This window comes from Planctopirus limnophila DSM 3776, assembly GCF_000092105.1.
In the GTDB taxonomy this organism is placed as follows: Bacteria; Planctomycetota; Planctomycetia; order Planctomycetales; family Planctomycetaceae; genus Planctopirus; species Planctopirus limnophila.
In genome coordinates, this window is the sequence record NC_014148.1 from 4144212 (window position 1) to 4170991 (window position 26780).

Sequence of the window (26780 nt, forward strand, 5' to 3'; positions counted from 1 at the left end):
CATTACTGGGTTTTACGCGTTGAACCGCTGCCGACAAATTCTTCCTGGCTCAGGGTTCCGTCTTTATTGATATCGAATTTAATAAACCTTTGGGCGGCGGCGGGGCCGTCGGGTTGGTTGCTCATGAACTCTTCGTGGGTCAATTTGCCATCCGCGTTTTTGTCTTTCGTGGCGAAGAGTTTGTTGCGATCGATTTTTGCTGTGGGTTTTTGTGGAGACGTGGCCTCAGCAGGTTTGGCTGGCGTGGCGTTGGCTTTAATCTGAGGTTTCGCCTCTGGATGGCGAGCCAGGAGTGATTTGAGCTGCTCGACAACCTGGGGCTGCTGGCTCGCCAGGTTTTCTCTCTCCAGTGGGTCGGCCTGATAATCATAGAGTTCATACTCTGCGGTCTCCGGCGAGGCACCATAGCCCTTCCACTCGACGAGGCGGTAACGCTCCGTCCGAATCGCCCGGCCCAGAATCGGCCCTTTTCCCTGAGGCGAACGGGGATAGACATGAATCACGTGATCCTTCAAGTGAGACTGGGGATGGCTTAGAACCTGAATCTGGCTGCTTCCATCGATATCGGCAGGTGAGGGCAAGCCAGCGAGCTGGCAGAGTGTGGGATAGATATCGACGGTTTCAAGCAGAGCCTTGGTTTTGACATTTTTCTGACCGCCGGGAATGGAAAACAGGACAGGAATTCGAGTGGCCTGCTCATAGTTGGAATGTTTGCACCACATGCCGTGATCACCCAGATGCCAGCCATGATCGCCCCAGAGGACGACGATCGTGCGATCGGTCAATTGGAGGCGATCGAGTTCATCGAGGACACGACCGACTTGAGCATCCATGTAGCTGGTGGCGGCGTAGTAGCCATGGATCAACTCCTTCTGCAGGTCTGCGGAGAGTGGGCCTTCCTGTGGCACGCCTTGATATTGGCGGAGTTCGCCCCAGTTGGTGGGGGCATAAGCCGGTGCGCCGGCCGGGGCTTTAGTGATGCTGGGGAGGGAGAACTGATCTCTCTGGTAAAGATCCCAATACTTCTGGGGAGCGACAAAGGGGAGGTGCGGCTTCACAAAGCCGACGGCGAGAAAGAAGGGTTCATTGGGCTTTTGGCTGGCCTGCTGCAGACGGAGCATTGCCTCCTGAGCGATTTTTCCGTCGGCATAGGTTTCATCGGAAACGTTGGCAGCTTCGATCACTGCACCGCGCGGGAGGCCGGCGGCTGATTTGTTATCAAATAGAGCTTCTTCGCGAGTCAAACCTTGTGGGGCTTTGCTTTCTGGCAAGGCATAACCGACGACGTTGGCTTTGAAGTGCGGGACACTCCAGGAGGCCTGGTCTTCGCCGTTGCCGTGACCGACATGAAAGATTTTTCCGAGTGCTGCGGTGTGATAGCCCTGCTGTTTGAAGAACTGGGGCATGGTGATGGCGTTGGGCCGGGATTTCCGGAAGTTGGTACCCAGATCGTAAATGCCCAGCGTCTGCGGGCGCAGGCCTGTGAGGAGTGCATTGCGTGAGGGCGAGCAGACGGCCTGATTGCAATAGGCACTTTCAAACAGGACGGCTCGGGAAGCCAGTCGATCAATATTCGGCGTTTTTGCCAGAGGATCGCCATAGCAACCCAGCGTGGGCTTGAGATCGTCGACGCAGATCAGCAGTACATTCGGCTTATCGCTTGCCGCGACGAGCTTGAGGCCCATCGACGGACTGACGATGGCCAGCAGCAACAGGATCGATCGCAGCGCGAGAAGGTGGTCGAGCCAATGGTTGTGAATCATAGAGGTTCTCAATGCGTGATGAAGGGACAGGGCCAGAAGTGGTGAATTGAGAGCACGGATGCCACGTTCACTGGGCCGACATCGAGAAGAGTCTGATTTGTCGCACGAGTCAAGAGCTTGACCTACTGAGGGCAGGTGTATGGGGATATCACCTCATGAAAAACTGCGGAAGGCTGATTCTTGGATTGTGTGGCACAGGCAGGGCGAGATTCAGACACGGGAAAATGAGTCACCCCCGTAGAAATTCTCTACTTAAAAAAAGATCGCTCTCAGTGCATGACGCGCTGAGAGCGATGATCGATTCCACGGCTGATTACTAGGAAAGCTTATATCACTTTGAAAGCCTGACGATGAATGCTGACTTTCTCAATGAGCGACTGCACTTCAGTAAACTTAAAAAGCATATTCGGAATTCATGAAGGTATCGAGATCGAGACTCTGCAGTTGCGTTCATTTCGAGGCAAGTTAACGAGGTACTCATCAATGCTGATTATCCGCCTTAAAAGTCGAGATCCACAATGCGGCCCATGATCAGCCGTACCCATTTCACATCGACTGTTTTCTGGCCGTCGATCGTTTTCGTGACCTGGATGCCGTAGATGTGTGGAATTCCGGGGATGAGTGGTGTTTCAGATTCCAGTCGCCAGTGATCCTGATACCAGCGTGGTTTTAATCCACGGGCAGTAATATCTGCTGATTCAGGGACATTCCACAAATCGACAATCGCTGTTCGCGGATGCTTATCGTCGGGAACGAGTCGCGAACGTCTTTGATAGGTCGTTCCCAGAGTTCCTGGCGGTGGCGAAATTCCATCGCGATTGGTTGCTGGCGAGAGGATTCCCTGCCGAACCGTCAGACCGGCACCCGGCGGCACCTGTGGCTGCACTGGCAACATCTCGGTAGGGGTTGCCACTGGAGGCTGAAACACGCCCGTCGATCCCGGGACGCCTGCCGGCGCCATTGCAGGTGGTGGGACGACGCCGGGAGCCATCATTGACTGAGCGGGCATGGGTTGAGGAGGCACAGGTTGAGGGACTAAAGGCTGAGGGACGACAGGTCGCACCGCAGGAATTGGGTTGTACCCCGCATCCTGTGCAGGGACGTGCTCGACAATCACCAGCGTGACCACTGGTAGAGCTGCTGCCAGGCAGGCCCGCTTCCAGTTCAGAAAATGTTCGGTTCGAAAGGATAACAAGCCAGTTCCTCCATCTTGAGAGGCGTTTTCAGGAAACTCAGGCTTCCTGGTGAAGTCGATGCAGCTCATGGAAATTCATGGGCATTCAGGTGAAACGTACCACATGAGTTCCTGCTGGCCGATTCACGACATTGCTAAAAGAAGATTTGTCGTTTTGAGTTCTCCAGAATGTCATGGGAAATCAGCCAGCGAAAGTTTTCCGTCTAAGTGGATTAAAGCGATCCCCGTCGAGCTTGGTTGCGAACGACTTCTCTATGTGGCAGAGTAACTTTACGCTCGCAGCAATGTTCCCTTTTTGAACTGATTCATGCGGAGTTGTTGTGAAATCCTTACCGATCGTGGGCCGTTTCAAGCCTTTTGCTGCCGTTTGCCTCGCCATCCTGGCTGTGAGTTGTTCTGGTTCACTTTTCGCAGATGATGCCATTGCTGATCGCTTTGCCGCCTCTTTCGAGCATGGGGCGGTCGCCGCTGATCATCCCTTAGCGAGTGAAGCGGGCGCTCAAATGCTGCGTCAGGGTGGCAATGCCGTCGATGCTGCTGTCGCCACGTCGTTCGCGCTTTCGGTTGTGAGGCCTGCCAGTTGTGGTATTGGGGGCGGTGGATTTATGGTCATCTGGAAGGCGAAAGAGCAAAAAGTTTTCGCCCTCGATTACCGTGAGATCGCACCGGCAGCCGCCACGCCAGAGATGTTTATCGAGGCCCCGATGAGCAGTCGCCGCGGAGCGAAGGCTGTCGCCATTCCGGGTACAGTTGCCGGTCTTTGCCAGGCTCTCAAAGAACATGGCACGCTCGATCTGGCCACAGTTCTGGCACCTGCCATTCGGATGGCACGCGAAGGCTACGCCATCGACGAGCACGATCTTGCAATTCAGGCCGAAACTCTCAAGACGTTAGGCCAGCGCGATGCAGAGTATGCCGGACTCTACAATCGCTATCTCAATGCCGGCAAAACATGGAAGCTCGGCGAGAAGTTTTACTCCCCCCAACTCCCCGCACTCGAAGCGATTGCCAAAGATGGCCCCCAGGCGTTCTATGAAGGCACCATTGCCCGCGAAATGGCCCAGTGGATGAAAGAGCATGGCGGCATTATCACGGCTCAAGATCTTGCCAATTACAAACCCCGGCCACGCACTCCTCTGCAGCTCGATTGGCGGGGAGGCAAAGTCTATACCATGCCTCCTCCATCCAGTGGCGGGATCTGCCTGCTGCAAGTCCTGCAGATTCTCGATGCCTATGGTGAAAAGCACCCGGCACAATCACTCAAGGTACTGGGCCATAACACCCCGAAAGGCCTGCATCTACTGACAGAAGCGATGAAGCATGCCTATGCCGATCGCGCTGAGTTTTTGGGCGATACGGACTTTGTCCAAGTCCCTATGGAGAAACTTCTCTCGCGTGAGCATGCCCGCGATCTGGCCAGCCGCGTCGATCTGACGAAGACATTTCCACCCGAACATTACGGCAAGTTCGCCCCTCTGAATGATGCCGGCACCAGCCACCTTTCGGTGATTGATCGCGATGGGAATGCCGTCGCCTGCACCGAGACCATCAATCTCACCTATGGCAGCTATGTGGTTCTTCCCGAATCAGGCATTATCCTGAACAACGAAATGGACGACTTCGCCGCTGTCCCTGGCAAGCCCAATGCGTTTGGTCTTCTTCAAAGTGCCAGCAATGAAGTTCAGCCCGGCAAGAAACCACTTTCGAGCATGACACCCACACTCTTTATCAAAGATGGCCAGGTACAGGTGGCTGTTGGAGCTTCCGGTGGGCCCAGGATTATCTCCTCGACCATCCAGGTCTTTCTCAACAGCACTGAGCATCAACTGGAACCTGCTGCGGCGGTGGCCAGCCCAAGAATCCATCACCAGTGGATGCCGAATACGCTGGTGATTGAGAACAAACTGGAAGATCTCGGCGAAGAACTGGCTGCCTTTGGCCACGAAATTTCGCAGCGATCATCTCTCGCCATTACCCAACTCGTGACGAGAAGAGATGGCAAGCTGTGGGCCGTCAGCGATCCCAGAAAGCATGGCCAGCCTGCGGGGCATTAATTCAATTTCCGCTCGATCATCGAGTGGCGGAAAATGCAAGCAGCGATTGTCACGCCCCAGGAACGCAAAAACCTCTGCTCGGGAAACATCTCAGACTCGGAAACATCTCTGAGCAGAGGTTGGGTATCGAATCCCCACAATTGAGGCGAAAAGGCTATGGTTTCGAGACCTTGCAGGTGAATGTGCAGGTCTTTTCACCAATGACCCATTGAGCCTTAGCCGTCTGGCCAGTGCTGAGTGTCATTCTTGGTGCCAGGAGCGTGTGGCCTTTGCTCTTCATCTGCAAACTGACTTGATGGGTCGTCTGGGGCTCGATTGTTCCCGTGGTGACAGCGATCTCGATGCTCTCGTTCGGATTCTCCATCAACAAATTCCCGGTACTCGCAGGTCTCATCAATATCTGCGGTGCGGCGAGAGTTTGCGTTTTTCCGTGAATGGTCTCTTCGAGCAGGCACTCGACCACAAATGCTGGCTGAGGCTCTTCGGCAGCCCCCGCCCGATTCTCATGAGTCATCATGGTCACGGAAACCACAGCGACGAGCGCCGCACATGCCGAGATCATTATCCGTAACATGTTCGTCATCTCCTTTTGGTCAAGGCAAAATCACCGAACTTCTGACGTGTCGAACAAGACGCAAAGATCCTTTCCTTCCCAGATTCCGTCAACATCAACTTCGGCTGACCCTCTCTTCATCAACCCACCGCGATCCACTGACATCCATTATCCTTCCACGATACAATCCAACGACTCAGACTCAGCCTTCACCTCAATACACGGAAGCAGCGTTCGGCATGGAAACGATTCAGGGACACCTCTACGACTTTCCCAAGTACTACGACCTGATCTTCGGCTCCGACTGGAAAGCCGAGTTCGACTTTCTTCAGGCCGCTTTCGAGCGCTATTCCAAGAAACCGGTGACAAGATTGTACGAGCCAGCGTGCGGCACAGGCCGCCTGCTCATCAAGCTGGCCGAAGCCGGTTATGAAGTGGCCGGGAACGACCTCAATCCGCACGCCGTCAAATTCTGTAACAACCGGTTTGTGCGCAAGGGCTTTGAACCTGTGGCGACCGTGGGGGACATGGCCAACTTCAAGCTCCCCAAAAAGGTGGATGCCATGTTCAACATGATCAACACCTTCCGTCACCTGCCCGATGAGGCGGCTGCGGAAAGTCATCTGGAGTGTGTTGCCAATCACCTCGTTAAAGGGGGGCTCTACCTGCTGGGACTGCATCTGACACCTCTCACGCCGCAGGTTTGTACGGAAGAGTGCTGGTCGGCTACCAAGGGGAGCCTGACGGTTAACTCGCGGCTATGGTCAATTGATATCAATCCTAAAACGCGCATTGAGCGGATCGGGATGAACTATGATGTCTATACACCCACGAAGCAGTTTCGCATCGAGGACGAAACCACCTTCCGTACGTATACCGCCCAGCAGATGGCCATGCTGCTGCTGCAGGTTCCGCAGTTAGAGCTGATTGCCGTCCACGACTTCCGCTATGATATCGACGGCGAAATCACGATCTCCGGCGATACGGAAGACGTCGTCTACGTCTTCCGGAAAAGGTAAATACTATTCTAGCATGAATATTATCTATGTAGGGTGGGTTAAGGCTCTGCGCAACCCACCTTGAACTTCTCGGAATCATGACTCATGCAAACCTTTGAGCAGATCTGGGAATTCTCCCGCACTAATTCCTGGTCATGGGGTTACCCCACAGTCGTCATCTGCGGTGTGCTGCTCCTCATGGCCCTTTCATGCATTCGTTCGCCTGCCTGGCGACGAAGCCTGAAAGTGATCACCGCGATTGTTTTGACGATCCTGGCGACGGAGTTTGCAGGCCTCGAGATTATTGAGAAGTGGCAACTGCGTCGAAATTGGGCTGCTGCCCATCGGGAACAGCTCACACCTCGTCAACAGGATGCGTTGATTACTGATGGGGCCAATCTCACCCTGGGGCCTATGTTTTCTGGAGCACAGGCCGCGTTCATATTTCTTGGCACAGGAGTGGTGTTATACATCCTGCGATTGATCGCATTACGAATCTCCGCCAGTGAAGCGGAAATCAGTGAGATGCGCTAGAGTCCTTTCCCGTTTTTTAGTATGCATTTCATGAAGAAAAGACGAGGTGACACCAGTTTCACAAGGAGTTCAATGGTTTATTCCAAGGCAAAAAAGGTTATTGGATGAGTCGATTCAGATAATATATTGTTAACATCACGACAAAAAACAAGATTGGCGAAACTCCTTGATCAAACTGAATACTTACTTGCTGACCTCTCCTGAATCGAACCCAAAAGAAGACTATCAACAGTGATAATAACGTCACTGTGGCTACGGCGCTTCTTGCAAGAAAAGACCAGGGAGTCAACGTTCTTAACAGATCAGTAAGTACCGTAATTGGCATATACAGATAAACAAAGGCTTTGGATAGAATCGCTACTGCCACGAGGACGATTGCCGCGCGACTATCGAAGGGCTTGTCTGGCATATCGCTTTCTTCATCACTCATCTGTCGACACTTTCTGTTGACCTTCTTTTCTGTTTTGCATGCCATGCCGAAGCAGATCCCACAGCCCCGCATAGCGGAAGCTCGGATCGACATAATGCTCCAGAACATAAAAGCAGAAGTAATAGGTTCTGCACGAAGCCCAGATGGTGATCAGCAATAAGATCAGGGCCTGCAACGAGAACTGCGGTGCCAGCAGCAGACCTCCAGAGATGATTGCCAGCAAAGCAAACAATGCTCCTTTCATCTTGAGAAGTGCGGGAGATTTTATGTCCATGGCCAGTATCCTTCATGAGCGGCAGTACGTCATGCCTGCGGTACCAGGCGGAAAGTCTGCCACACGATGCTCCGATCTTCCTCACTTTCGATGTTCTCAATGACCTGTCGTGCAGTGGCATAGGAGTTACGGTAGTCCTCCATCTCACCGGCCACATAAGCGGCGTGGGCGTGAATCGTGTGGACAAAGGCCATCTCCCAGTCGGGAGTCTCTGCCCGATTGACGAAAAAGTTCCGCATGGAATTTGCCAGCGATCGTGCGACGACTCCATGACCAAGTACAGCATGCACTTCAGCCAGCAGCATCGTCGCCCGCTGCTGATTCAGTTCTGTACCGATCTGTGACCAGTGCCATGCCGATATGTGAGCGGCAGTCAGCATCTCCAGATCTTCTGCGTGAGATCGCTCTCGATTCGTCAGTTCCCAGGCCCGGTTATTGGCCTCCACTGCGATACGTCGATGCCAAGTTTGCTGTGGAGCAATTGATTCCTCCATATTTTACCTTACGTCATTTTACCTTACGTCTGGCAGAGCAAAGATTCATTCAATGACATCCGCCGATTGAATCTCAACGACTCGCCAGGTGCGAGATTTTTTTGTGTGAATAACGAAAATCCGAGAAACTCCAGATTCAAAGCATCCTGATTGCTGTAACCTTTACAGGTTCACCGCCACGTTCTCAAAAAACAGGAAAACCTTTTGGAAGCTATGCCCATTGTCCTCATTGGTGGAGGAATTTTTGTTCTCGGTCTGATGGCTGTGATGGCCCTGTTTCTTCTCAGGCTTTTGAGCACACCTGCCGAGAGAGATCCGGTCGATCAGCACGAACTCCAGCAAAGGCGTGATGAACGAAAAGCCCGCTTTCAAAAACTGCTGACAGATCTCCCCACATCGACCAGAGACGAGATCATCGACCTCATCGGTCAACGCCAGAAGATCGCAGCGATCAAACTCCTCCGCGATGCCACCGGCATGGGCCTCAGAGAGGCCAAAGAGGCCGTCGAGTTACTCGAATAAGTGGCAAGCCCCACACATCCCAGCACCACAAACACCGAATCCGTGGCATACTCTTCCTGACTGGCGAAACACAGCTGCTGCAACAATTCACCGAAATCCGTCCTAACGGGTCAGCTTCAACATCAGCTTGCTGTTCGATTCGAGCTTAGGCAGCGGCAGGATTGTCTCCGATTCCGACTGGGCCTTGAGCTTGAGTGGCAAGACAACGGTGAACACACTCCCTTTGCCAAACTCGCTCTGCAATCTGACTTCGCCACCCATGAGCCGGGAGAGTTCACGAACAATCGACAGGCCCAGCCCCGTCCCTTCATACTCGCGTGTCAGAAGATCTTTCTGACCAGGTGTTGATTGCCCCTGCCGGAACTTTTCAAAGACCCGCTCCTGTTCTTCGAGGGGAATACCAATCCCGGTGTCTTCGACTATCAATGCGAAATGATCCAGGACTGGAGGCGCATCACCTGCTTCGATGGTCTCCGTCTGTTCTTCAGGAGATCGTTCGGCCGGGCAAAGATCCACCTTCACCCGCACCTTGCCACCATCCGGCGTAAACTTAATGGCATTCGACAGCAGGTTTCCGAGGATCTGCTGCAGTTTGCCTGCATCCTGCCATAGCAAAGGGACCTCGGGAGAAACTTCGCTCGTCAACTCGAGATGCTTCTTTTCCGCCAGTGGCATCAATGAACCCACTTGCCGCTCGACCAGATCGTAAATCGAGAAGTCGCTCGGGTGCAGTTCCATCCGGCCACTTTCAATCTTCGCCAGATCGAGCACGTCATTAATCAGGTTCAATAAATTCTTACCAGCCGTCTGAATGTTGGAGACATATCGCCGCTGTTTATCCGGGAGTGTCGAGGTCGATAACAGAACTTCGCTGAAACCCAGAATCGAATTGAGCGGCGTTCTCAGTTCATGGCTCATCGTTGCCAGAAACTCGTTCTTGATCTTATTCAGTTCAAACAGTCGCAAGTTCACCTGGGCGAGTTCATCCACTTTACCGTCAAGATCATGATTCACATGCTGCAACTCTTCCTGCACAGTCACCAGATGCCTGAGCATGCGGTTAAAAGCATGCGACAGTTCTTCAAACTCATCGCCCGTACGAATATCGGCCCGCATATCGAGACTTCCACGGGCAATCGCATCGCTCACATCTTTTAAGTGCAGTACGGGTTTAACAATTACATAGCGCACAATCGCATAAGCAGCGAGCATGGCCAGAAATGCCGTCACAATGGCCGTCGTCAGCAGAATGGCATTGTTCCATGCCAGCGATCGCTGGGTCTTCTCCAAAGGGAACGAAATCTTCACCATGCCGATGAGATCACCCGCCCGCAGCCTCGGGTTTTTATTGTGCTGCCGATGGCAATCGAGACAGGAATCTGTCGCATAGACACCGCCGTAGTAAATATATTGCTGCCTCGAACGATCTCGAATGACTTTAATGACTTCCGATTCACCGCCGCGAATCGCTTCGAGAGCAATATGCCCCTCACCATCGAGGGGCCTGGCCGAAGGATTCGAAAGCTCGGCGTTTAATAGCGTCCAGCTATAATCCTTGAGTTCTTCCGGTTTCAGTTCAGCTGCCATGCGCTCGACGTTATCGGTACCGATATTCCCGCTATCCGACCATTTCCAGTGCTTCTCCATGACGATCGGAGCCACGAGCAACCGGGCGGTGGTCTGATTCTGCCGGAACACGAGATCGGTGGTTTGCCTGGCATAAATATAGAAGCTGCCGGTAATCAATAGTAACAGACCGCTACCGAAGAGGAGTCGGCATTTGCGTTCGAGGCTGGTTTCTCCCAGCATGCGTTTAATCGAGCGATACGACATGACAGCATCAAACTCCTGTATCCGTCATCTCAGGAGCATACTGCATGGCGACGATGCACAGATCATCGCGTTGCGATCGATCATCGGCGAAGGCCTCAATCCTTTCGACCAGATTGGCTACAAACTCTTCGGCTTTCCATTCCTGCTCTTTGAGCATGGCCACAATGCGATCGCGACCGAACATCTCTTCTTCGGCATTCATAGCTTCGGTCACGCCATCGGTATAGATCACGATCATTTCGCCGGGTTCTAGGTGGAACTCGAGTTCGTTATAAATCGTTTCGAGAGGTGCTAACCCCAAAGGCATTCCCGAAGCCTTCAGTCCCAATAGTTCGACCTCGCCCGACTTCCGACGAATCAGCGGTAGTAAATGACCGGCATTCACCACCTTTCCCGTACCGCTTTCAGGGCGGATAATCACCATCAGCATCGTCACAAAGCGATGCCCCAGGCCACCGGCACTCATTTCTCCATTGAGTGCCCGCATCACATCCGGCCAGTTCGCTTCTGCGATCACCCGGTAGCGGGTCGCTGCATAAAGTCTTGCCATGAGTAATGCAGCGGGTACTCCTTTCCCCGCGACATCCGCAATCGCAACAGCGAGTTCATCACAACCCGACTTTGGTGGCTGTGGTATATAGTCAAAGTAATCGCCCCCGACTTTACGGGCTGCTTCATAAAAATCGGCGAATCTCCAGCCACGCAGGGTGGGCTTCGATGAGGGCAGAAATCCGAGTTGTACCTGTGCCGCAAACTGCAGCTCGCGATCCATCTCCCGCTGGCGCACCACGGCCTCATGCATCGCGGCATTTTCCAGCGCTAGCGTGACGGGCTTACTGACGCTCACCAGCAATTCCAGATCTTCATCGCCAAATGGCTGCATGAGATCCAGCGTGCTTAATTGAATCACGCCTAAAGTCTGAGTGTTACTTCGCATCAATGGCACGCACATCACGGAGCGAATTTTCATCGAGGCCAGCGATTCACTCCGCTGAAATCTTCCATCTTCCGAAGCATCAGCCGAAAGTATGGCCTGCCCGGTTTCCAGGGCCTTGTTGATGATGGTCATGCTCACTGGCACGAATTCCTGCTGATCTCCCATTCGCGACCACGTTGCGCGGATGGCCAGCCGCTCTGCAGGATTGTGATCCCATGCAGGACTCCCCTCGGCTTCGTCGTCACTTCGCAAGAGGAAGAAGCCATACTCGGCTTGCGGGAAAATGCGAAATAACGCTCTCAGTACAGCCGGCAGAACATCCTCGATATCGAGCATGCCGCCCAATGCCGATGCAATTTCCAGAATCGACTTGAGCTTCACTTCCGGTCGGACGTTAATTCGAATGCCATGCCCTGTGGCTGCATCTAACGTCGAAATAATCGACGAACTGCCATCTTCGCCGCCCATGCCTGCGAAAGGTTCATCGCTGGTCTCGGGAATCGTCTGCCGCCCGGCAGGCTTGGCGGAATTTTTGCCGCTTTCCGACCTGGCGATCTTCGAGCGACCAGATTCTGTCAGGTCGATCGATTCATTCGAAACAGAAGATAACCCGCCCTGCTCTCCATCAGCAGACCGGCTGCCCAAATCTCGCGGCCTCATCCGGCGTGTTAACGGGCCTGCCTGAAATTCGAAGACGAAGTCACAGATGCGCAGAAGATCACCATCCCGTAACTCGCGCGGGCCGGGGATCAATTCATGATTGACGTGCGTTCCATTCAGACTACGAAGATCTTCAACCCGATATTGGCCATGCTCTCGCAAGATCTGTGCGTGATGCCGGCTGACCGATTGGTGATCCAGCACGATCTGGCTTGTCGCGTGCCGACCCAGAATCATGCGAGGCTCACGCAACTCGACGATCTGACCAACAACCGGCCCTTTAATGACCTTCAGACTGGCCACTCTCCATTGCTCCCGGGAACAGTGCGACAACTCGACGGGTTCTGCCCATTTTGACTGCCTGCCACCTGACAGACTTCCGCCTGTGGCGAAACGACTTGAATTAGATTAACCCAAAATGCCACTCAGAGGCAGTCCAACTCTTGCCGCGACATTCAATAAGCGTCTTTCAACTTCCAGTCGGCAATCAGCCAGCCCACTAAAAGACCGATGGCCGCCCCGGCCAGCACATCACTGGGAAAGTGAGAAAGCGATTGCACTCGCTGCACTCCCACGAGGCATGCCAGAATTACAAACCAGGTTTTTCCTCGACGATACAACGTCGAAAGTGCGACAGTCAGCCCGAAAGCTGTCGCAGTATGTCCGGAAGGAAAGCTGTGGCTGGCCACTTTTCCCTCCAGAAATGGGAGTATCGAGGTGATGGTTGTCGTGATTTCGACGTTCGCCAAATCCAGCTCGCGCGGTCTTTGCCGTTCGATCAACTGCTTGGCGACATCAGCAGTCAGCCCCGCTCCCAGCGATGCAGCCAATAACCAGGGCAACAGCCGCTTCTTCGCAGGATCCAGAACACCCACCGTCACAATAATCAGCAGCGTCCCAACCGCATGGCCATAATACTCGGCTGCTTCAAAAAACTCGCGGACGATCCCCGGTGCCCGGTGCGCATGCACCCACCTCGCCACCGGCAAATCCCACTGAAAAGCGAGCATCGCACCCGCCACCAGGGCCGCCAGCAGTGCCAATCGCTGCTGCCAGATTTTTTTGCCTGGCGATGATCCCCGTGGCCCTGACGCCGAGGCGAGAACTTCCCTGGCAACACTTTCACTCAATCCCGCGTCTCCCTCCATCCTTGGTCAACCTGACAATGGGCCAGCCGTCAACCACCGGCGGTGCAGCGTAACTCTTTTCGCTGTAAGTCACTTCGTGGAAAAGAGCCTATCAGAAATCAGGCCCCGGCACGAATGATTCTCAGTGTTCCTCATCGAACAAGGGAGTATCAAGCCTGCCGGTTTTGCGGATTCTACCGCCAGCAGGGATTTCTGCCGACCGCAGCTTTCGAGAGGAAACCGGCCTCAGGTCCACTCTCTTGCCACGGAATCGGTTTTCGTTAGACTATGCTGATCGGTGGGGCGACCACTTCCCGCCGATGCTGGAGAGGTGGCTGAGTGGTCGATAGCACCGCTTTGCTAAAGCGGCGTGGGAGTCAAATCCTACCGCGGGTTCGAATCCCGCCCTCTCCGCTTGCCGCAAAGCCAAAGCTCTTCGATATTTCCATCGAAGAGCTTTTTCGTTTTTCGGGTGATTGTTGGCTCTCGATACCAAGTTCACCCAGCCTGACCTTGGCAAATGGCGTCCAGAGGATCGTGCCCTCGTTCTCATCTCGATGTTGAAGAATGCGGTATAGCATGGCGGCCGGGTGCGATGTAGCGTGAGATGACAAAGGGCGATTCGTCACAACTCGTTTGAGATAACACGCATCGAGATTGATAAGTGCATGCCGCACCGCCGAAGTGCGGTAATGTTTCACCGCACTTCGGCGGTTGAATACCTGTTATCTGCCTAATGAAAGGTGGCCTTTGTGGTGCGACAAGAGCATGTATTGACTGTGTTCGTGGCTTCACCAGGTGACGTCGAGACTGAACGCGGAAAGATTGAAGACGCAATTCGTGAATTAAATATTTCTTGGAGCCGTGAACTGGGTGTTCGTCTCGATCTCGTGCGATGGGAAACCCACGCATACCCAGGATTCGGCGTCGACGCTCAAGATGTAATTAACGAACAAATTCCTGAAGACTACGACCTCTTTGTTGGAATCATGTGGTGTCGATATGGAACCCCCACTGGACGTGCGGGATCGGGGACGGTTGAAGAATTCGAGCGTGCTAAAGCCCGTTACGATGCGGACAAAAACTCCGTTCAGCTGATGGTCTACTTCAAAGATGAACCTATACCTCCGAGCCAATTGGATCCCGCACAACTTGCGAAAGTCAATAGCTTCCGGAGTTCTCTGGGCAATGAAGGAGGGTTGTATTGGAAGTTTACAGACATCGATCATTTTGAAAAACTGATTCGACTGCACCTAACCCGGCAGGTCCAAGCATGGAAATCTCGGCAGACTTCGCAAGACACGTCCATAAACTATGGACACTCGCCAAACGAGGCCGACAAACCGTCTGACGAACATGACGACGATGGAATCCTCGACCTGATGGAGGTGTTTCAAGACAAGTTCGCGGAACTTCTTGAAATAATACAACGAATTACGACGGCAACGGAAGATGTCGGCACGAAAATGACGCAGCGAGCCGCTGAGATGAACTCGCTTCGTAGAGATCCCAAGGGCAATATAAACACAAGAGAAGCCAAGCGAATTATATCTAAGGCGGCAACGGACATGAACCAATTCACGGCTCGAATCGATGCTGAATTGCCTTTCTACAACGATGCCATGAACACTGGAATGAATTCGTTTATCAAAGCCGCAACTATGTCTGTAGATTTGGAAAACGACACAGAGGAGTTACAACAGGGGTTGGATGCAGTGATATCCTTGCGAAGCAGTCTTGCGACATCAAGACAATCTACAGTTACGTTTCGCGAGTCTATTGCTTCACTGCCACGAATGACGACCACATTTAACAAGGCAAAACGTGGAGCTGTTGCAGCGATTGATAGGCTATTGGGCGAGTTCACTAATAGCGATCAGTTGTTAGTGGAATCCGAAGAGGTGATTCGAGAATTGCTCGATGAACCAGACGGCCCATAACAAGACAATGCACCCGAGTTGCGGATCGGGCGTTACCTGAACTCAAAAGTCTCTTGGCGGCAACCGGGTGATTTTGGTCGTTATGTAGCTGAAGTCGAGGCATCCGGATTGAAACGTCATCTCGCAATCGGCGACATTCATGGCTGCTATGACGCGTTGCGAAAACTCTGCGATTTCGTCGAGCTTGGACCTGAAGACACGATCATTACTCTTGGGGACTATCCAAATCCCGGCCCCGACACAAATGCCGTTCTGGATTGGCTTATCTATCTCCAGTCTGCTTACGATATTCGGCCACTGCGCGGCAACCATGACATCATGATGTTGAACGCTCGTGAAGACGATTCCAGCTACCGCAAATGGATTGATGTCGGCGGTGACAAAACTCTTCAATCGTACGCGCCTTTTGATGGCGACACCGGCTCACTCAGTGACATACCCGAGTCGCACTGGGACTTTCTCGAAAATAACCTGCTCTCCTACTTTGAAACAGAAACGCACTTTTTTGTTCATGCCAATGCGTACCCGGAGATATCGCTAGCCGATCAACCTGATTTTATGTTGTACTGGGAACCGTACGATAATCCACCGAAACACGAATCAGGCAAAATCATGGTCTGCGGTCACACGTCTCAGAAGTCTGGGTTACCGATAGCAAATTCAAATGCCGTTTGTATTGACACATGGGCCCATGGCGGCGGATGGCTATCTTGTTTGCACGTGGAATCGGGTATGATCTGGCAATCCAATCAACACGGTGAGACACGTCGTCTCTGGCTGGATGAACTTCGCTGCGATGATGCAGAATAACATAAGAAATGCACGGGAGTTGCGGGTTGCGCGAATCCTGAGATCAATGTCGTTCGCCGCGGCCCGGTGATCTCGGTCGTTCTGCCATCAGGCGAAACACGGAATGACAACATCTGAACCAACTCTAGAAATGGTCGCCTTCTACGAGCGGCGAACCCAGGAGCACATCGATCGTGTCCGTCGATGCCTGAATGTGATGGCATCTTTAACCGAATACGCCGCTGAACTCATTGAGCGTGCACGCATTCATGACGCGTCAAAATACGGAACCGAAGAACGGATACCGTACATCTGGCTCACCGAATTCCATCGCTGCCGCCGCATTGGCGAACCATTCTCATACCCTGACGGAATGGAAGAACGTGTTCGATCGGCAATCCATCACCACGTGACGACGAACCGCCATCACCCCGATTTTCATACTGACCCGAACGACATGACCGATGTCGACCTGATCGAAATGGTCTGCGATTGGACAGCGATGTCGCTGGAGTTCGGGGAAGACAAAGGTAGTGCGCGCGGATGGGCGGACAAGACCATCGGTAATCATTTATACTTAAGCGAGTCCAAACGCCAGTTCGTCTACGCTATGATCGACCTACTGGACTCCAGCCTCGAATCGGATGCGTAGCAGATGCAGAACCATCCAATGCACCCGAGCGTCAGGGTGGCCCCAGTTGAAATTCTGATTTCTACCGGCATGGCAAAGCCACGTAAGGTTTGATTGCCCGTCAGCGACGGCAGTTCGGATTTAGTCTCATTTCAAGCGACAAACGAGAGTCACTTGCTGGCTGATGCCTTAAACGTCTTCTGCCTGAGGCCCACAGATAGCTCGAAGACGAGCAACCTGTGCCACCCTGCGATTCGAGCGAATTCAGGGAAACAAGGTCTATGGTCGCCACCGGGTTACCTTTATTGTAGGGGAAGGCATGAAAGTCGAAGTTGTTCCTCCCTGTTCCGACTGGAGGACCTGGCAGGATGGGACCAGAAATGTTGTCACCGATTCAGTCACTCAACCCGCGTACCGCGATCCGACTCGGTGCGGCGTATGGCGATGGAACAGTGTGGTTCTCGCTCGAAGATTCGGAAGGTCGTATCGCGCATATCTGTATTGACGGACGTGACGGAAGTCAAACACGTTATCGATTGTTCGATGGAGCACGGCATCCAAACTCGCCTGATACAGTGCTCATTGAACTGGGGGCACCCGAAGAGGGAGTCATTGTATCATTAGCTTCTACATGGCTCGATTCGGGTACGCCGAAGGATCTTGGATTGACAGAATTTGGCTGGGATTTGATTTGTGACACGCTTCTTCGGATTGGCGAGTCGCACTGAAGGGCCGAAGAAGTTCCTGAGCCAAAGTGGCGGAACAGCATGGATTGACACGGAAACTCGCAGTGTGGCCCCGGTTGAAACTCTGATTTCTACCGGGGTGGCAAAGACACACAAGGTTTGATTCCCCGTCAACGAAGGCAGTTCTTATTCAGCCTCATTTCATGCGAGAAACGAGAGTCACTTGCTGGCTGATGCCTTCAACCTCTCCTGCCTGCGGCCCACAGGTAGCTCGAAGACGAACAACCTGTGCCACTCCGCCGCAACTCGCTGGTAAAATTGAGATTGATAAGTGAAATGGGTCTGGTAGTCTCAGTGAAGTTTCTTTTGACAAAGAGAGTTCGTCGATAAGAGAGCAGAATGTTTGGCATTAGCTACCGATGCGATTCCTGCGACTTTACGTTCTGCTCGGGATGGTCGCATCACTCTGCTGGGCAACATGTGGTGTGCAGCAACTGCGCCGCTCACTTCATTCTTGGCGAAGGCCAATCAGAATGGGGCGCGAAAATTGGTGAGCAACTTCAATTGCTTACGGTTGATGGCGAACATGATGTGCCAACCGGCGTCTTTATTACAGTGCTGGAAAGGAATTCGGAGAACGCACACCTGCCGGAAAAGTATGGCGTTTCGCGATTGGCGTTTGATCCTGTTTCGTGTCCCCATTGTGAAAGTCTTGGCTCGCTGAGACAGTGGTTTGACGAGAATGCTTCATGCCCAAAATGCTACTCTGGGACAATACACCGCCATGGTTCATGTATATACTAAGCGAAGGACCTGGCATTGCATTTGACCGAGGGTCGGAGAGTGAACTCAGACGTTCGTAAGGTCCATTTTCCATCCTCAACGTAGTTTCTTTTGATAAACAATGTAAAGCTGCACCACCCGCCGCTGCCCAATCTCATACTAAAACCATGCAAGACTCACGAACCCTTTCCACCGCACGAGTGCTGCCCTATTCACCGGAGGCGATCTTCTCGGCATTTGCATCGGCGCCGGTGCTGGCATCGTGGTGGGGGCCCGATGGATTTACAAACACGTTCGACGCCTTTGACTTCACCGTGGGTGGCAAGTGGATCTTTACCATGCATGGGCCGGATGGTACCAACTACGCCAATACGAGCTACTTCGAGGCACTTGAGCCGGGCAAACTTGTTGTCATTCGGCATGACTGTCCGCCCTACTTCACACTCACAGTGCGCCTGTCGAAAGTCGATGGAGGCACGAACCTGACATGGGATCAAACCTTTGATGACGCAGCGACAGCTCAAGCCGTCAAAGCCAGAGTGGGAACCGCGAACGAAGAGAACCTAAACCGACTCACTCTCGCACTTGGCCAGGGAACCCAATGATTTGGAAATTGATCCCTGAAGTGCAATCCCCCGCACCGGCACTACCGATACTATAAACTCAACATAATGAACCGTTACACATGGAGCCGCGGGTCGCGCGAATCCTGAGATCAATGTCGTTCGCCGCGCCCCGGTGAACGGTGGGGTTCGAATACCAATAGCATGAGTATGCCTCAACCGATCTTTGTCGCACTTATCGGCTCTACGGCTGAAAGAGTCTATCGCGCCAAGAAGTTTTTTCGTCTCAGCACACCCGGATTAGGGCCGTTCTACTTGGCTTCACTGGAAAGTGAGCAATCTGGCAGTATCCAGCCACTCGTTCAACTTCCAAAAAATCAGATTACCATTTGGATCACACTGGATCCTGAATCATTTTTAGCAGCAAGCCTGCAACATCAAGTTGATTCGCTGAATCCACGATACACCCGTGGATTTTATGACGAACTTTTGCCGGAACCATGTGTCCTCGTCAACATCGATCAATCCCCAGAAGAATCAAAGGCGCTACTTGCAGATCTTGCCCAGAAAATCACTAGCGCATGGTATGCATCGTCGTGACCCTACCTCTTAACACAAATGAGATATGTTTTCCGGTCAACGGCAATTGAGGAACCGGCGGATTTCATGTGATGAACGGTGATCGCTCGCTGTCTGGTCCTGGAAGTTTTTTTCTGCGGCACAGAGGCCGCTCGCCGATGAACAAGCTGTGCCGTCTTGTGGTATCGTGAGTTGAGTGGGTTTGTCGTAGAAGTGCTGCCCAACAGGCCGCTGCAGCCGAAAAGCGGCGGGCACGCGCCGGGAGCGGATTCAGCATAGGGTCTCGCTGCTCGCATTTGAGCGGCAAGGCGTAAGGCCCATGGGATTTAACCAAAGGGAGATTCGTGTGCTATTGAGACGACTCGTATGTTTCACTGTCCTGCCGTGCATGTGGTTATTCACCATCACCAACAGGGCCGTTGCGGCCGAGATTGAGCCCATTCCTGTCATTCTGGACACGGACATGGGCAACGATATTGATGATGTATTTGCGATGGGTATCCTGCACGCCCTCCACAGTCGCGGCGAATGCAAGATTGTCGCCACTACCGTAAGCAAAAACCATCCCCTTTCAGGTCCCTTCTGCGACGTCTTGAATACGTTTTACGGACGAGCAGATATTCCTATCGGGGTGTTGCAAACCGGCACAACCAGTGGTGACGGCCCCTATCTCGCCCAAGTTATGAAACCACTTGCCAATGGTTCGCCCGCATTCGCACATCGCCTGCAAACGTCGAATGACGCGCCGAATGCTGTTGCTGTCCTGCGGAGAGGATTGGCAGGCCTACAAGATGCCTCTGCTGTCGTTGTTGCGATTGGCCCTTTGACGAACATTCGCGACCTGCTCGAATCGCGACCGGATGAACACAGTCCTCTTCATGGCCGGGAACTTGTGGCTGCAAAGGTTCGGTTGCTTGTCGTCATGGCTGGAGACTTCAGCAAGCCTAAAGCGGAATTCAATATTTTTAGCGATTCAATCGCTGCCGCGAAAGTCTTCAACGACTGGCCTGGCGACGTTGTGGCGTGCCCATTTGAAATGGGTGAATGGATGCATTACCCGGAAATGAGCCTGGAAAAGGATTTTCGAGTTCCGGAGCGCCATCCCTTGCTTGTTGCCGACCTGGCAACCTTTGGTGGAAAGCGCAATGGTTTCATGGCTTGGGATCTCGTGGCTGTCCTGCACGCGGTCCGACCTGATCGCGACTACTTCAATATGTCCAAGCCGGGCAAGATTGATCTGGATTCGGAAAACGTCACACGCCTGAAGGAAGACAACGAAGGCAAGCATCGATATCTGATCCCTCGAGGCGGGCCCGAGCGTGTGCGTGAAGCAATCACAAGCCTGGCGAGTCAACCACCCTCAATTCCATGAACTCTTCACAGCAAAAAGATTGGCTCAAAAAGCCACTGAATTCGAGCGTCAGACATAGGGTTTTGATATGCATGCTTGCAGAGAGGCCCGGATTGACTCTTTGATTTCTATCAGGATGGTGAAGCAACAAGAGGTTTGATTGCCGGTCAACGGCAATTGAGGAACCGGCGGATTTCGTGTGACGAGCGGGGATTACTCGCCAACTCATACGTTTCCCAGAAAATGACTGCGCGTTATTGGTTGTGAGAACATGCTTGCCCAGAGCTGCTGTCTTTTACACACATCTCTGTATTCAAGTGTGGCTGGAGACTGCGTGGCTTAGTACGGGGTGGCTGGGGTCAAACGTCCTCGTTTGCCCCCAGGTCATGGGACTTTGATTGTTCATGGCGAACCTGTAGAAAATCAGAAAAGCTTGTTTTGGGTGCATTTGTGCTAGTGAATTCGATTGACCAGGGGGCGGATGAAGACATCCGACCCCTGCCACCCGAATATGAAAACATGACGTAGAAAGGCGTGAAGACCACGCCCTTCCGCAAAGCCTTCAGGGTCGTGCCACCCAAGAGCGTACCACCTAAGGACGGGCCACCCTAAGGTGGGAGTTGTGTGTGATAGACAGCCCAGAGCTACAAGCAGGGCACACAAAGCGGTCTTTTTTCATGGAAAACGAATGAGTTGGAGTTCACCCTCATCCCGGCCTTCTCCCGTCAGAACGGGAGAAGGAGTTGGAGGTCGATTTGCTCTCGCTCAATGGAAGATTTTCACGGGCAATGACGGTCAGGCGATGGCAGTCAGGCGAGGATGGGGTGGATGACTTCGCCATGGACATCGGTCAGGCGGTAATCACGACCCTGGAAGCGATGAACCAGTTTCGTATGGTCAAAGCCGAGCAGGTGCATGATGGTTGCCTGCACGTCGTGAATGTGCATTTTGTTTTCCGCCACGCGGAAGCCCAGATCGTCGGAGGCTCCATACGAGAAGCTGCGCTTTACGCCACCACCTGCCATCCACATGGTGAAGCAATCGGGATAATGATCGCGGCCCAGGATGCCACCGCCCGAAGTTCGTCCTTCGCGGAAAGGTGTTCGACCAAATTCGCCGCCGCAAATGACCAGTGTGTCATCCAGCATGCCCCGCTGACGAAGATCCTTCAGCAGAGCGGCTATCGGCTTATCCATCGAGCGGCATTTGTTGGTGAGCCCATCACGAATATCTTCGCCGGGGCCTGTGCCGTGGAAATCCCAACCCCAGTCGAAGAGCTGCACAAAACGGACTCCCTGCTCGACGAGGCGGCGGGCCAGCAGACAATTATTGGCCAGCGAGGATTCGCCGGGTTTGGCGCCATAGGCCTCAATGACATCGGCGGGTTCTTTAGAGATATCCATCACCTCGGGGACTGAGGCCTGCATGCGGAAGGCCAGTTCATACTGCGCAATGCGTGTTAATGTCTCGGGATGACCTCCTTCGAGGGCCTGCAACTGATTCAGATCGCGCAGCGTATCGAGTGTCTGCCGGCGAAGCTGGCGATCCATCCCTGCCGGATCGGAAACATAGAGGACAGGATCGCCTTTGGACCGGCACTGCACTCCCTGAAAGACCGAAGGTAAAAACCCGCTGCCAAAACTGCTCTTGCCACCATTGGGCTGCACACCACTGGAAATCAGCACCACAAACCCAGGCAGATTTTCACTTTCCGATCCTAATCCGTAGGTGACCCAAGAACCGAGCGAAGGCCGGCCCGCACGCGGCGACCCGGTCAGCAACAAGAGTTCGGCTGGAGCATGATTGAACTGATCGGTCGTTACGGCTTTGAGCATGCACAGCTCATCGGCCACTGTCTGCAGGTGAGGCAACGCATCGGACAGCCAGACGCCTCCTTCGCCATACTGAGCAAACTGGCGTGGTGTCCCGAGGAGTTTGGGAGTGCCCGAGGTGAAGGCGAATGTCTTACCTTTCAGATATTCATCGGGACATTCCTGCCCCGTCCGTTTGACCAGCTCGGGCTTGTAGTCGTAGAGATCAAGATGAGGAGGTGAACCGGTCAGGTGAATGTAAATGACTCGCTGGGCACTGGCCTGATGATGCGGCTGTCTGGGTGACATCGGATTCACAACCATCCCGGCAGGGACTCCGCCAGCAGCATTGCTGGCATCCGCAGCGTACGCCGCCCGAGGAAAACCTCCCAGTTGTGTGGCCAACGCCATGCTTCCCAATGAAAGGCCCGTTTGCCCGAGAAAATACCGCCGGGTTTGATATGCCAGTTGTTGAGCGAGGAAAGTGGATTCGGTCATGATCAAACTCCGGGGCAGAACATCGAGCAATAGAGGCCAGGGTATTCGAGCGAATTTGGGAGTCGATTCTCAGATGGATGATCACCGTTTCATTAACGCTTCATCCAGATTGAGAATCACATTGGCAATTGTCGTCCAGGCCGCTCGTTGTGCGACCTGGCTTTCTTCGATCTGTGAATCTCCGGCCAGTTGGCGGGCCTGCTTGAGATCCTGCTGGAATGTCTGCAGTGTCGATTCGTAGAGCTGTTTGACTTTGTTCGACTCCTCCGGTGTGGGCTGTCGACAGAGAACTGTCGACCAGATCCACGCAATCTGTCCCTCAAGATCGGCGGGAGCTTCCTTCAGCATGCGTTGCGCCAGATGCTGTGACGCTTCGATGATCACCGGATCGTTGAGTGTCACCAGAGCCTGCAGCGGTGTATTGGTTCGCACCCGCCGGAGATTGCAGACTTCCCGCGTGGGAGCATCGAAGGTAATCATCGACGGATAAGGATTTGACCGCCGCCATTGCGTGTAAATCGCCCGGCGGTACTGGTCTTCACCCTGACTGGTCTCCCAATCGGTATTGCCACCGAAAGCGGCATTCAGACCCAGCTTCGGCTGTGGAGGACGAACAGGTGGCCCGCCCATCTTGCGCGAGAGTAAGCCACTGACGAACAACGCCTGATCCCGCACCATTTCGGCACTGAGCCGTAATCTGGGCCCGCGGGCGAGCCAGCGATTCTCGGGATCTGCCAGATAGGCTTCCTGAGTTGTGCGGGATGATTGCCGATACGTCTGGCTCATCACGATGGTCTTGATAAACGCCTTCAGATCCCACTTCACACGATGCAATTCTGTGGCGAGCCAGTCGAGAAGTTCGGGGTGGCTGGGAAGCTCGCCTTGTGAGCCGAACTCTTCACTGGTTGAGACTAGACCCACGCCAAACAGATCTTCCCAGTATCGATTGGCAATCACACGGGCCGTGAGAGGATTGTCTGCACTCACGAGCCAGCGGGCCATTTCCAGGCGGTTATTGATCTGCTGATGACTTTGCGACATAAAGACTGCCGGTATGCCTGGCGAAACAGGTTCACCCAGATCCAGGTAATTGCCACGGAGCTGGACTCGGGTTTCTCGCGTTTGGCCCTGGGGAAGTTCGCTGTAGACCGGGACTGTGATCTGGCGGATGTTGGCCAGAGCTTTTTCGTCGTCGGCTTTTTGTTTGCGAACTGGTTCCAACGCAGGGTGCGCTTCGAGGAACGTTTTGACGAGCAGTTGATGATCGTCATCGGTGCGTTGATCGGCAGCTTTCGAGAGAGTTTCGCGGGCCGCAGCGGGATATTTCATCCAGGCGGTGACCTGAGGATCGGAGGTGGCCATGATCTGGAATGACCCCAGGAGATGTTTGGCCTGACTGGATTGCTGACGGATCGTGATGACCCATGAGCCATCTCCCGGTGCCTGCCACGGTTCTGGAGGCAAGAGCATTAACTGATGACGTTTCTTATGTTGCCCGCCGACTGCCCAGCCTTGTTTGGGATCAATTTGCCCCGTAGAGAGCAGGCTTTCGGCAGAGAACCCCTTTTGTGAGTAATCGGCGACCGCAATGGAAATCGGTAGACTGGTTTTCCCTCGCGGAGAAATCGAAATCTGTGGCGAGGGGACTGTCGCGGGAGCTTGAGAATAAACGACTTCTCGATTCTCACCCAGTAACTCGACGATGTACCCGGCGAGTCGCTGTTCGAGAGAGCCGTCGGTGCGGTTCCAGAGAACGATTTCATCGATCTCGGAGACTTGCTGCAGGTCAACCTCCCACCACGGATCTTGTGAAACAGCCGTGTGAGTGACGGAATTCTGATAGAAATCTCCCCCGGTGTTTCCATCCACGGCCCTTTCGGCAGCACCTCCAAAATCGGTGGAACTTTGCCGGGCGGGTTTGTGGAGAGCCAGATTACTGGTATCGGGAACAGAAGCGTTGCGGCCCTTAACTTCGACTTCGGCCAGGTGAATCATCTTTCCTGCGCCCGGCAAACGAATACGCACAAAACGGGCCTGTGGAGCCTGCGTGCGGTCGGCTGGTTCAAACTGAGCTTCAATGCGGGAGATCACAAAGTTCCCGCCTCCATGCCCGGCACCACCACCGGGCAAAGCGGGATCGGGAATGGTTTCCAATCGCAAGCCGCCGATCGACTGGCCCGCTTTGGCTGGGATCGACAATGTATAGACATCCTGCGGGGCCGCTTCACGGGCTTCGATTCGCCCATCAGCCTGTACCGCCAGTTCCAAGCCACTTTCCCGTGAAAGCTTCTCGGGAATCAGAGCATGCCACTGGAGTGTTCGAGGAAAAGCGGTGTCCCAGGCCTGAAACTCGGCCACAAGATTTTCTGGCAGTGTCGAGAGAGTCTGTTCGTGCCGGGCAATCAGATCCTTCAAGCGCTGGCGCTCCGATTCCTGCTCGGGCGTGTACCAGCTTTCCAGCGGAGATTCATCCCGGCGATCGGCATCGGCTGTATTGTTGAGCAGTGCGTAAAACTCGAAGTATTCCTTCTGCGAAAGTGGATCGTATTTGTGAGTGTGGCATTGAGCACACGCCATCGTCGTCCCCATCCACACGGCAAAGGTGGTATTCACACGGTCAACCACCGCCACAGTGCGGAACTCTTCGTCGTTGGTGCCCCCTTCGTTGTTGGTCAGAGTATTACGATGAAATGCCGTCGCAATCCGCTGCTCCCGGGTGGCATTGGGAAGCAGATCGCCCGCCAGTTGCTCAATGGTGAATTGATCGAACGGTTTATTGCGATTCAATGATTCGATCACATAATCGCGATAGGCCCAGATGGTTCGTGGTGGATCATCGGCATAGCCGGCGGAATCGGCGTATCGCGCCAGATCGAGCCAGCGATGAGCCCAGTGTTCCCCGTAAGCGGAACTGGCCAGCAATCGATCGACGACCTTTTCGTAGGCGTTGGAAGAGGTATCTTCAAGAAACGCCTGCAGCTCTTCACGCGTCGGCGGCAGGCCCGTTAAATCGAGGCTCACCCGTCGAATCAAGGCTTCGCGATCAGCTTCCGCAGCAGGTTTGAGATTCAACTCTTTGAGCTTTCGCTGAACCAGTTCATCAATTGCGCCGGCCATCACCGCTGGCGATTGATCCGGTTGATGCTGCGTGGCCACGATGACCGGACGCACGGGTTTGACATAGCTCCAGTGCGGCTCGTACTTCGCCCCTTCAGAAATCCACTTCTTGAGCAGATCCACTTCGCGGGGACTGAGTTTTCGCCCCACGGAAGGTGGCGGCATTACCAGATCTGCGTCTGTCGAAAGGATGCGCTCGATCATCCCACTGGCTTCCGGGTGGCCCGCCTTGATGGCCTGAGCACCCCCACCCAGATCCGCAGTGGCTCCTTCGAATGTATCTAACCTCAATCCATCGGTGCCTCCCTTGCGGTCGGCTTCATCCGGGCCGTGGCAATGAAAGCAGGCATTGGAAAGGATCGGCTTGATATCGCGCACAAAGCTGACAGATTCGGCCTGGGCGGATGGCACGAACGTTAGAAACGCGATTCCACAGCCGATGAATGATCCCAACCAGTGACTGGTGCTGTAACGAGCCATAGAAATTCTCAAAAAATGATTCGTCGTGGGTGCGAGGTCAAGAGGAACACCGTGGTTCGGAAGCAAGCTCATATGGAGCCAGTACCGATCATTACGTTCTTCGCAAGAGAATCGTCAGATCATCTTGCGGCGGTGGGAGATTCGCTGATCGCTCGGCGGAAAGCAGTCGGTTCACCGG

21 protein-coding genes and 1 tRNA gene are annotated in these 26780 nt (G+C 53.7%); 12 read left to right on the forward strand and 10 right to left on the reverse strand.

From position 1 onward, the window contains the following. Positions 1-2 precede the first annotated feature (2 nt). Together PLIM_RS16490 and PLIM_RS16495 are read right to left on the reverse strand one after the other, a co-directional pair. Positions 3-1763, reverse strand: a complete 1761-nt coding sequence (locus PLIM_RS16490) for a sulfatase-like hydrolase/transferase (protein ID WP_013111451.1) — start codon at positions 1761-1763, stop codon at positions 3-5. A 499-nt stretch (positions 1764-2262) separates the two neighbouring features. After that, on the reverse strand, positions 2263-3027 hold the full coding sequence (locus tag PLIM_RS16495; protein WP_013111452.1) for a hypothetical protein: 765 nt from the start codon (positions 3025-3027) through the stop codon (positions 2263-2265). A gap of 251 nt (positions 3028-3278) precedes the next feature. Between PLIM_RS16495 and ggt the strand changes: the two genes are divergently transcribed. Beyond that, positions 3279-5012: a gamma-glutamyltransferase gene (ggt, locus tag PLIM_RS16505; protein ID WP_013111453.1), complete on the forward strand. Its 1734-nt coding sequence runs from the start codon at positions 3279-3281 to the stop codon at positions 5010-5012. A 154-nt stretch (positions 5013-5166) separates the two neighbouring features. Here ggt and PLIM_RS16510 read toward each other — a convergent pair whose 3' ends face one another. Further along, a complete protein-coding gene (locus PLIM_RS16510; RefSeq protein ID WP_013111454.1) occupies positions 5167-5586 on the reverse strand; it encodes a hypothetical protein in 420 nt (139 codons plus the stop codon). Between the two features lie 218 nt (positions 5587-5804). Here PLIM_RS16510 and PLIM_RS16515 point away from each other — a divergent pair, with 218 nt between their 5' ends. Both PLIM_RS16515 and PLIM_RS16520 read left to right on the forward strand, forming a co-directional pair. After that, on the forward strand, positions 5805-6584 hold the full coding sequence (locus tag PLIM_RS16515) for a class I SAM-dependent methyltransferase (RefSeq protein ID WP_013111456.1): 780 nt from the start codon (positions 5805-5807) through the stop codon (positions 6582-6584). Positions 6585-6668: 84 nt separating this feature from the next. Beyond that, on the forward strand, positions 6669-7097 hold the full coding sequence (locus PLIM_RS16520; RefSeq protein WP_013111457.1) for a hypothetical protein: 429 nt from the start codon (positions 6669-6671) through the stop codon (positions 7095-7097). A 422-nt stretch (positions 7098-7519) separates the two neighbouring features. Here the strand turns inward: PLIM_RS16520 and PLIM_RS16530 are convergent, their stop codons facing one another. After that, positions 7520-7801, reverse strand: coding sequence for a hypothetical protein (locus tag PLIM_RS16530; RefSeq protein WP_013111459.1), 282 nt, complete (start codon positions 7799-7801; stop codon positions 7520-7522). A 29-nt stretch (positions 7802-7830) separates the two neighbouring features. Beyond that, a complete protein-coding gene (locus PLIM_RS23130; protein WP_013111460.1) occupies positions 7831-8295 on the reverse strand; it encodes a hypothetical protein in 465 nt (154 codons plus the stop codon). A gap of 213 nt (positions 8296-8508) precedes the next feature. Here PLIM_RS23130 and PLIM_RS16540 point away from each other — a divergent pair, with 213 nt between their 5' ends. Next, the gene (locus PLIM_RS16540) at positions 8509-8817 is read left to right on the forward strand and encodes a ribosomal protein L7/L12 (protein WP_041402023.1); all 309 of its coding nucleotides are present in this window, start codon (positions 8509-8511) and stop codon (positions 8815-8817) included. Positions 8818-8919: 102 nt separating this feature from the next. On the opposite strand, the gene PLIM_RS16545 is transcribed toward PLIM_RS16540, so the two are convergent. From PLIM_RS16545 to PLIM_RS23135, 3 genes are all read right to left on the reverse strand, one after another. Next, positions 8920-10650 (reverse strand): ATP-binding protein, encoded by a 1731-nt coding sequence (locus tag PLIM_RS16545; protein ID WP_013111462.1) that lies wholly within the window; start codon positions 10648-10650, stop codon positions 8920-8922. A gap of 7 nt (positions 10651-10657) precedes the next feature. Next, positions 10658-12550, reverse strand: coding sequence for a SpoIIE family protein phosphatase (locus PLIM_RS16550; RefSeq protein WP_013111463.1), 1893 nt, complete (start codon positions 12548-12550; stop codon positions 10658-10660). Between the two features lie 152 nt (positions 12551-12702). Continuing rightward, entirely contained in the window at positions 12703-13377 is a 675-nt protein-coding gene (locus PLIM_RS23135; RefSeq protein WP_196349465.1) for a phosphatase PAP2 family protein, read from the reverse strand. Between the two features lie 322 nt (positions 13378-13699). Between PLIM_RS23135 and PLIM_RS16560 the strand changes: the two genes are divergently transcribed. From PLIM_RS16560 to PLIM_RS16600, 8 genes are all read left to right on the forward strand, one after another. After that, positions 13700-13788: transfer RNA gene (locus PLIM_RS16560), tRNA-Ser, on the forward strand. 338 nt (positions 13789-14126) lie between these two features. Further along, positions 14127-15314: a hypothetical protein gene (locus tag PLIM_RS23140; protein ID WP_013111465.1), complete on the forward strand. Its 1188-nt coding sequence runs from the start codon at positions 14127-14129 to the stop codon at positions 15312-15314. Between the two features lie 18 nt (positions 15315-15332). Beyond that, positions 15333-16124, forward strand: coding sequence for a metallophosphoesterase (locus PLIM_RS16570; RefSeq protein ID WP_230849330.1), 792 nt, complete (start codon positions 15333-15335; stop codon positions 16122-16124). Positions 16125-16227: 103 nt separating this feature from the next. Beyond that, positions 16228-16755 carry a DUF5662 family protein gene (locus tag PLIM_RS16575; RefSeq protein ID WP_013111467.1) on the forward strand — a complete coding sequence of 176 codons (528 nt, stop codon included), beginning with the start codon at positions 16228-16230 and terminating at the stop codon, positions 16753-16755. A 359-nt stretch (positions 16756-17114) separates the two neighbouring features. Beyond that, on the forward strand, positions 17115-17462 hold the full coding sequence (locus PLIM_RS16580; RefSeq protein WP_148227159.1) for a hypothetical protein: 348 nt from the start codon (positions 17115-17117) through the stop codon (positions 17460-17462). Positions 17463-18370: 908 nt separating this feature from the next. Next, the gene (locus PLIM_RS16590) at positions 18371-18808 is read left to right on the forward strand and encodes an SRPBCC domain-containing protein (RefSeq protein WP_013111470.1); all 438 of its coding nucleotides are present in this window, start codon (positions 18371-18373) and stop codon (positions 18806-18808) included. A gap of 162 nt (positions 18809-18970) precedes the next feature. Next, a complete protein-coding gene (locus PLIM_RS16595; protein WP_013111471.1) occupies positions 18971-19366 on the forward strand; it encodes a hypothetical protein in 396 nt (131 codons plus the stop codon). Positions 19367-19664: 298 nt separating this feature from the next. Continuing rightward, positions 19665-20717, forward strand: a complete 1053-nt coding sequence (locus PLIM_RS16600; RefSeq protein WP_013111472.1) for a nucleoside hydrolase — start codon at positions 19665-19667, stop codon at positions 20715-20717. Positions 20718-21505: 788 nt separating this feature from the next. On the opposite strand, the gene PLIM_RS16605 is transcribed toward PLIM_RS16600, so the two are convergent. Together PLIM_RS16605 and PLIM_RS16610 are read right to left on the reverse strand one after the other, a co-directional pair. Beyond that, on the reverse strand, positions 21506-23005 hold the full coding sequence (locus PLIM_RS16605; protein ID WP_013111473.1) for a DUF1501 domain-containing protein: 1500 nt from the start codon (positions 23003-23005) through the stop codon (positions 21506-21508). Between the two features lie 81 nt (positions 23006-23086). Further along, a complete protein-coding gene (locus PLIM_RS16610; protein ID WP_013111474.1) occupies positions 23087-26602 on the reverse strand; it encodes a DUF1553 domain-containing protein in 3516 nt (1171 codons plus the stop codon). Between the last annotated feature and the right edge of the window lie 178 nt (positions 26603-26780).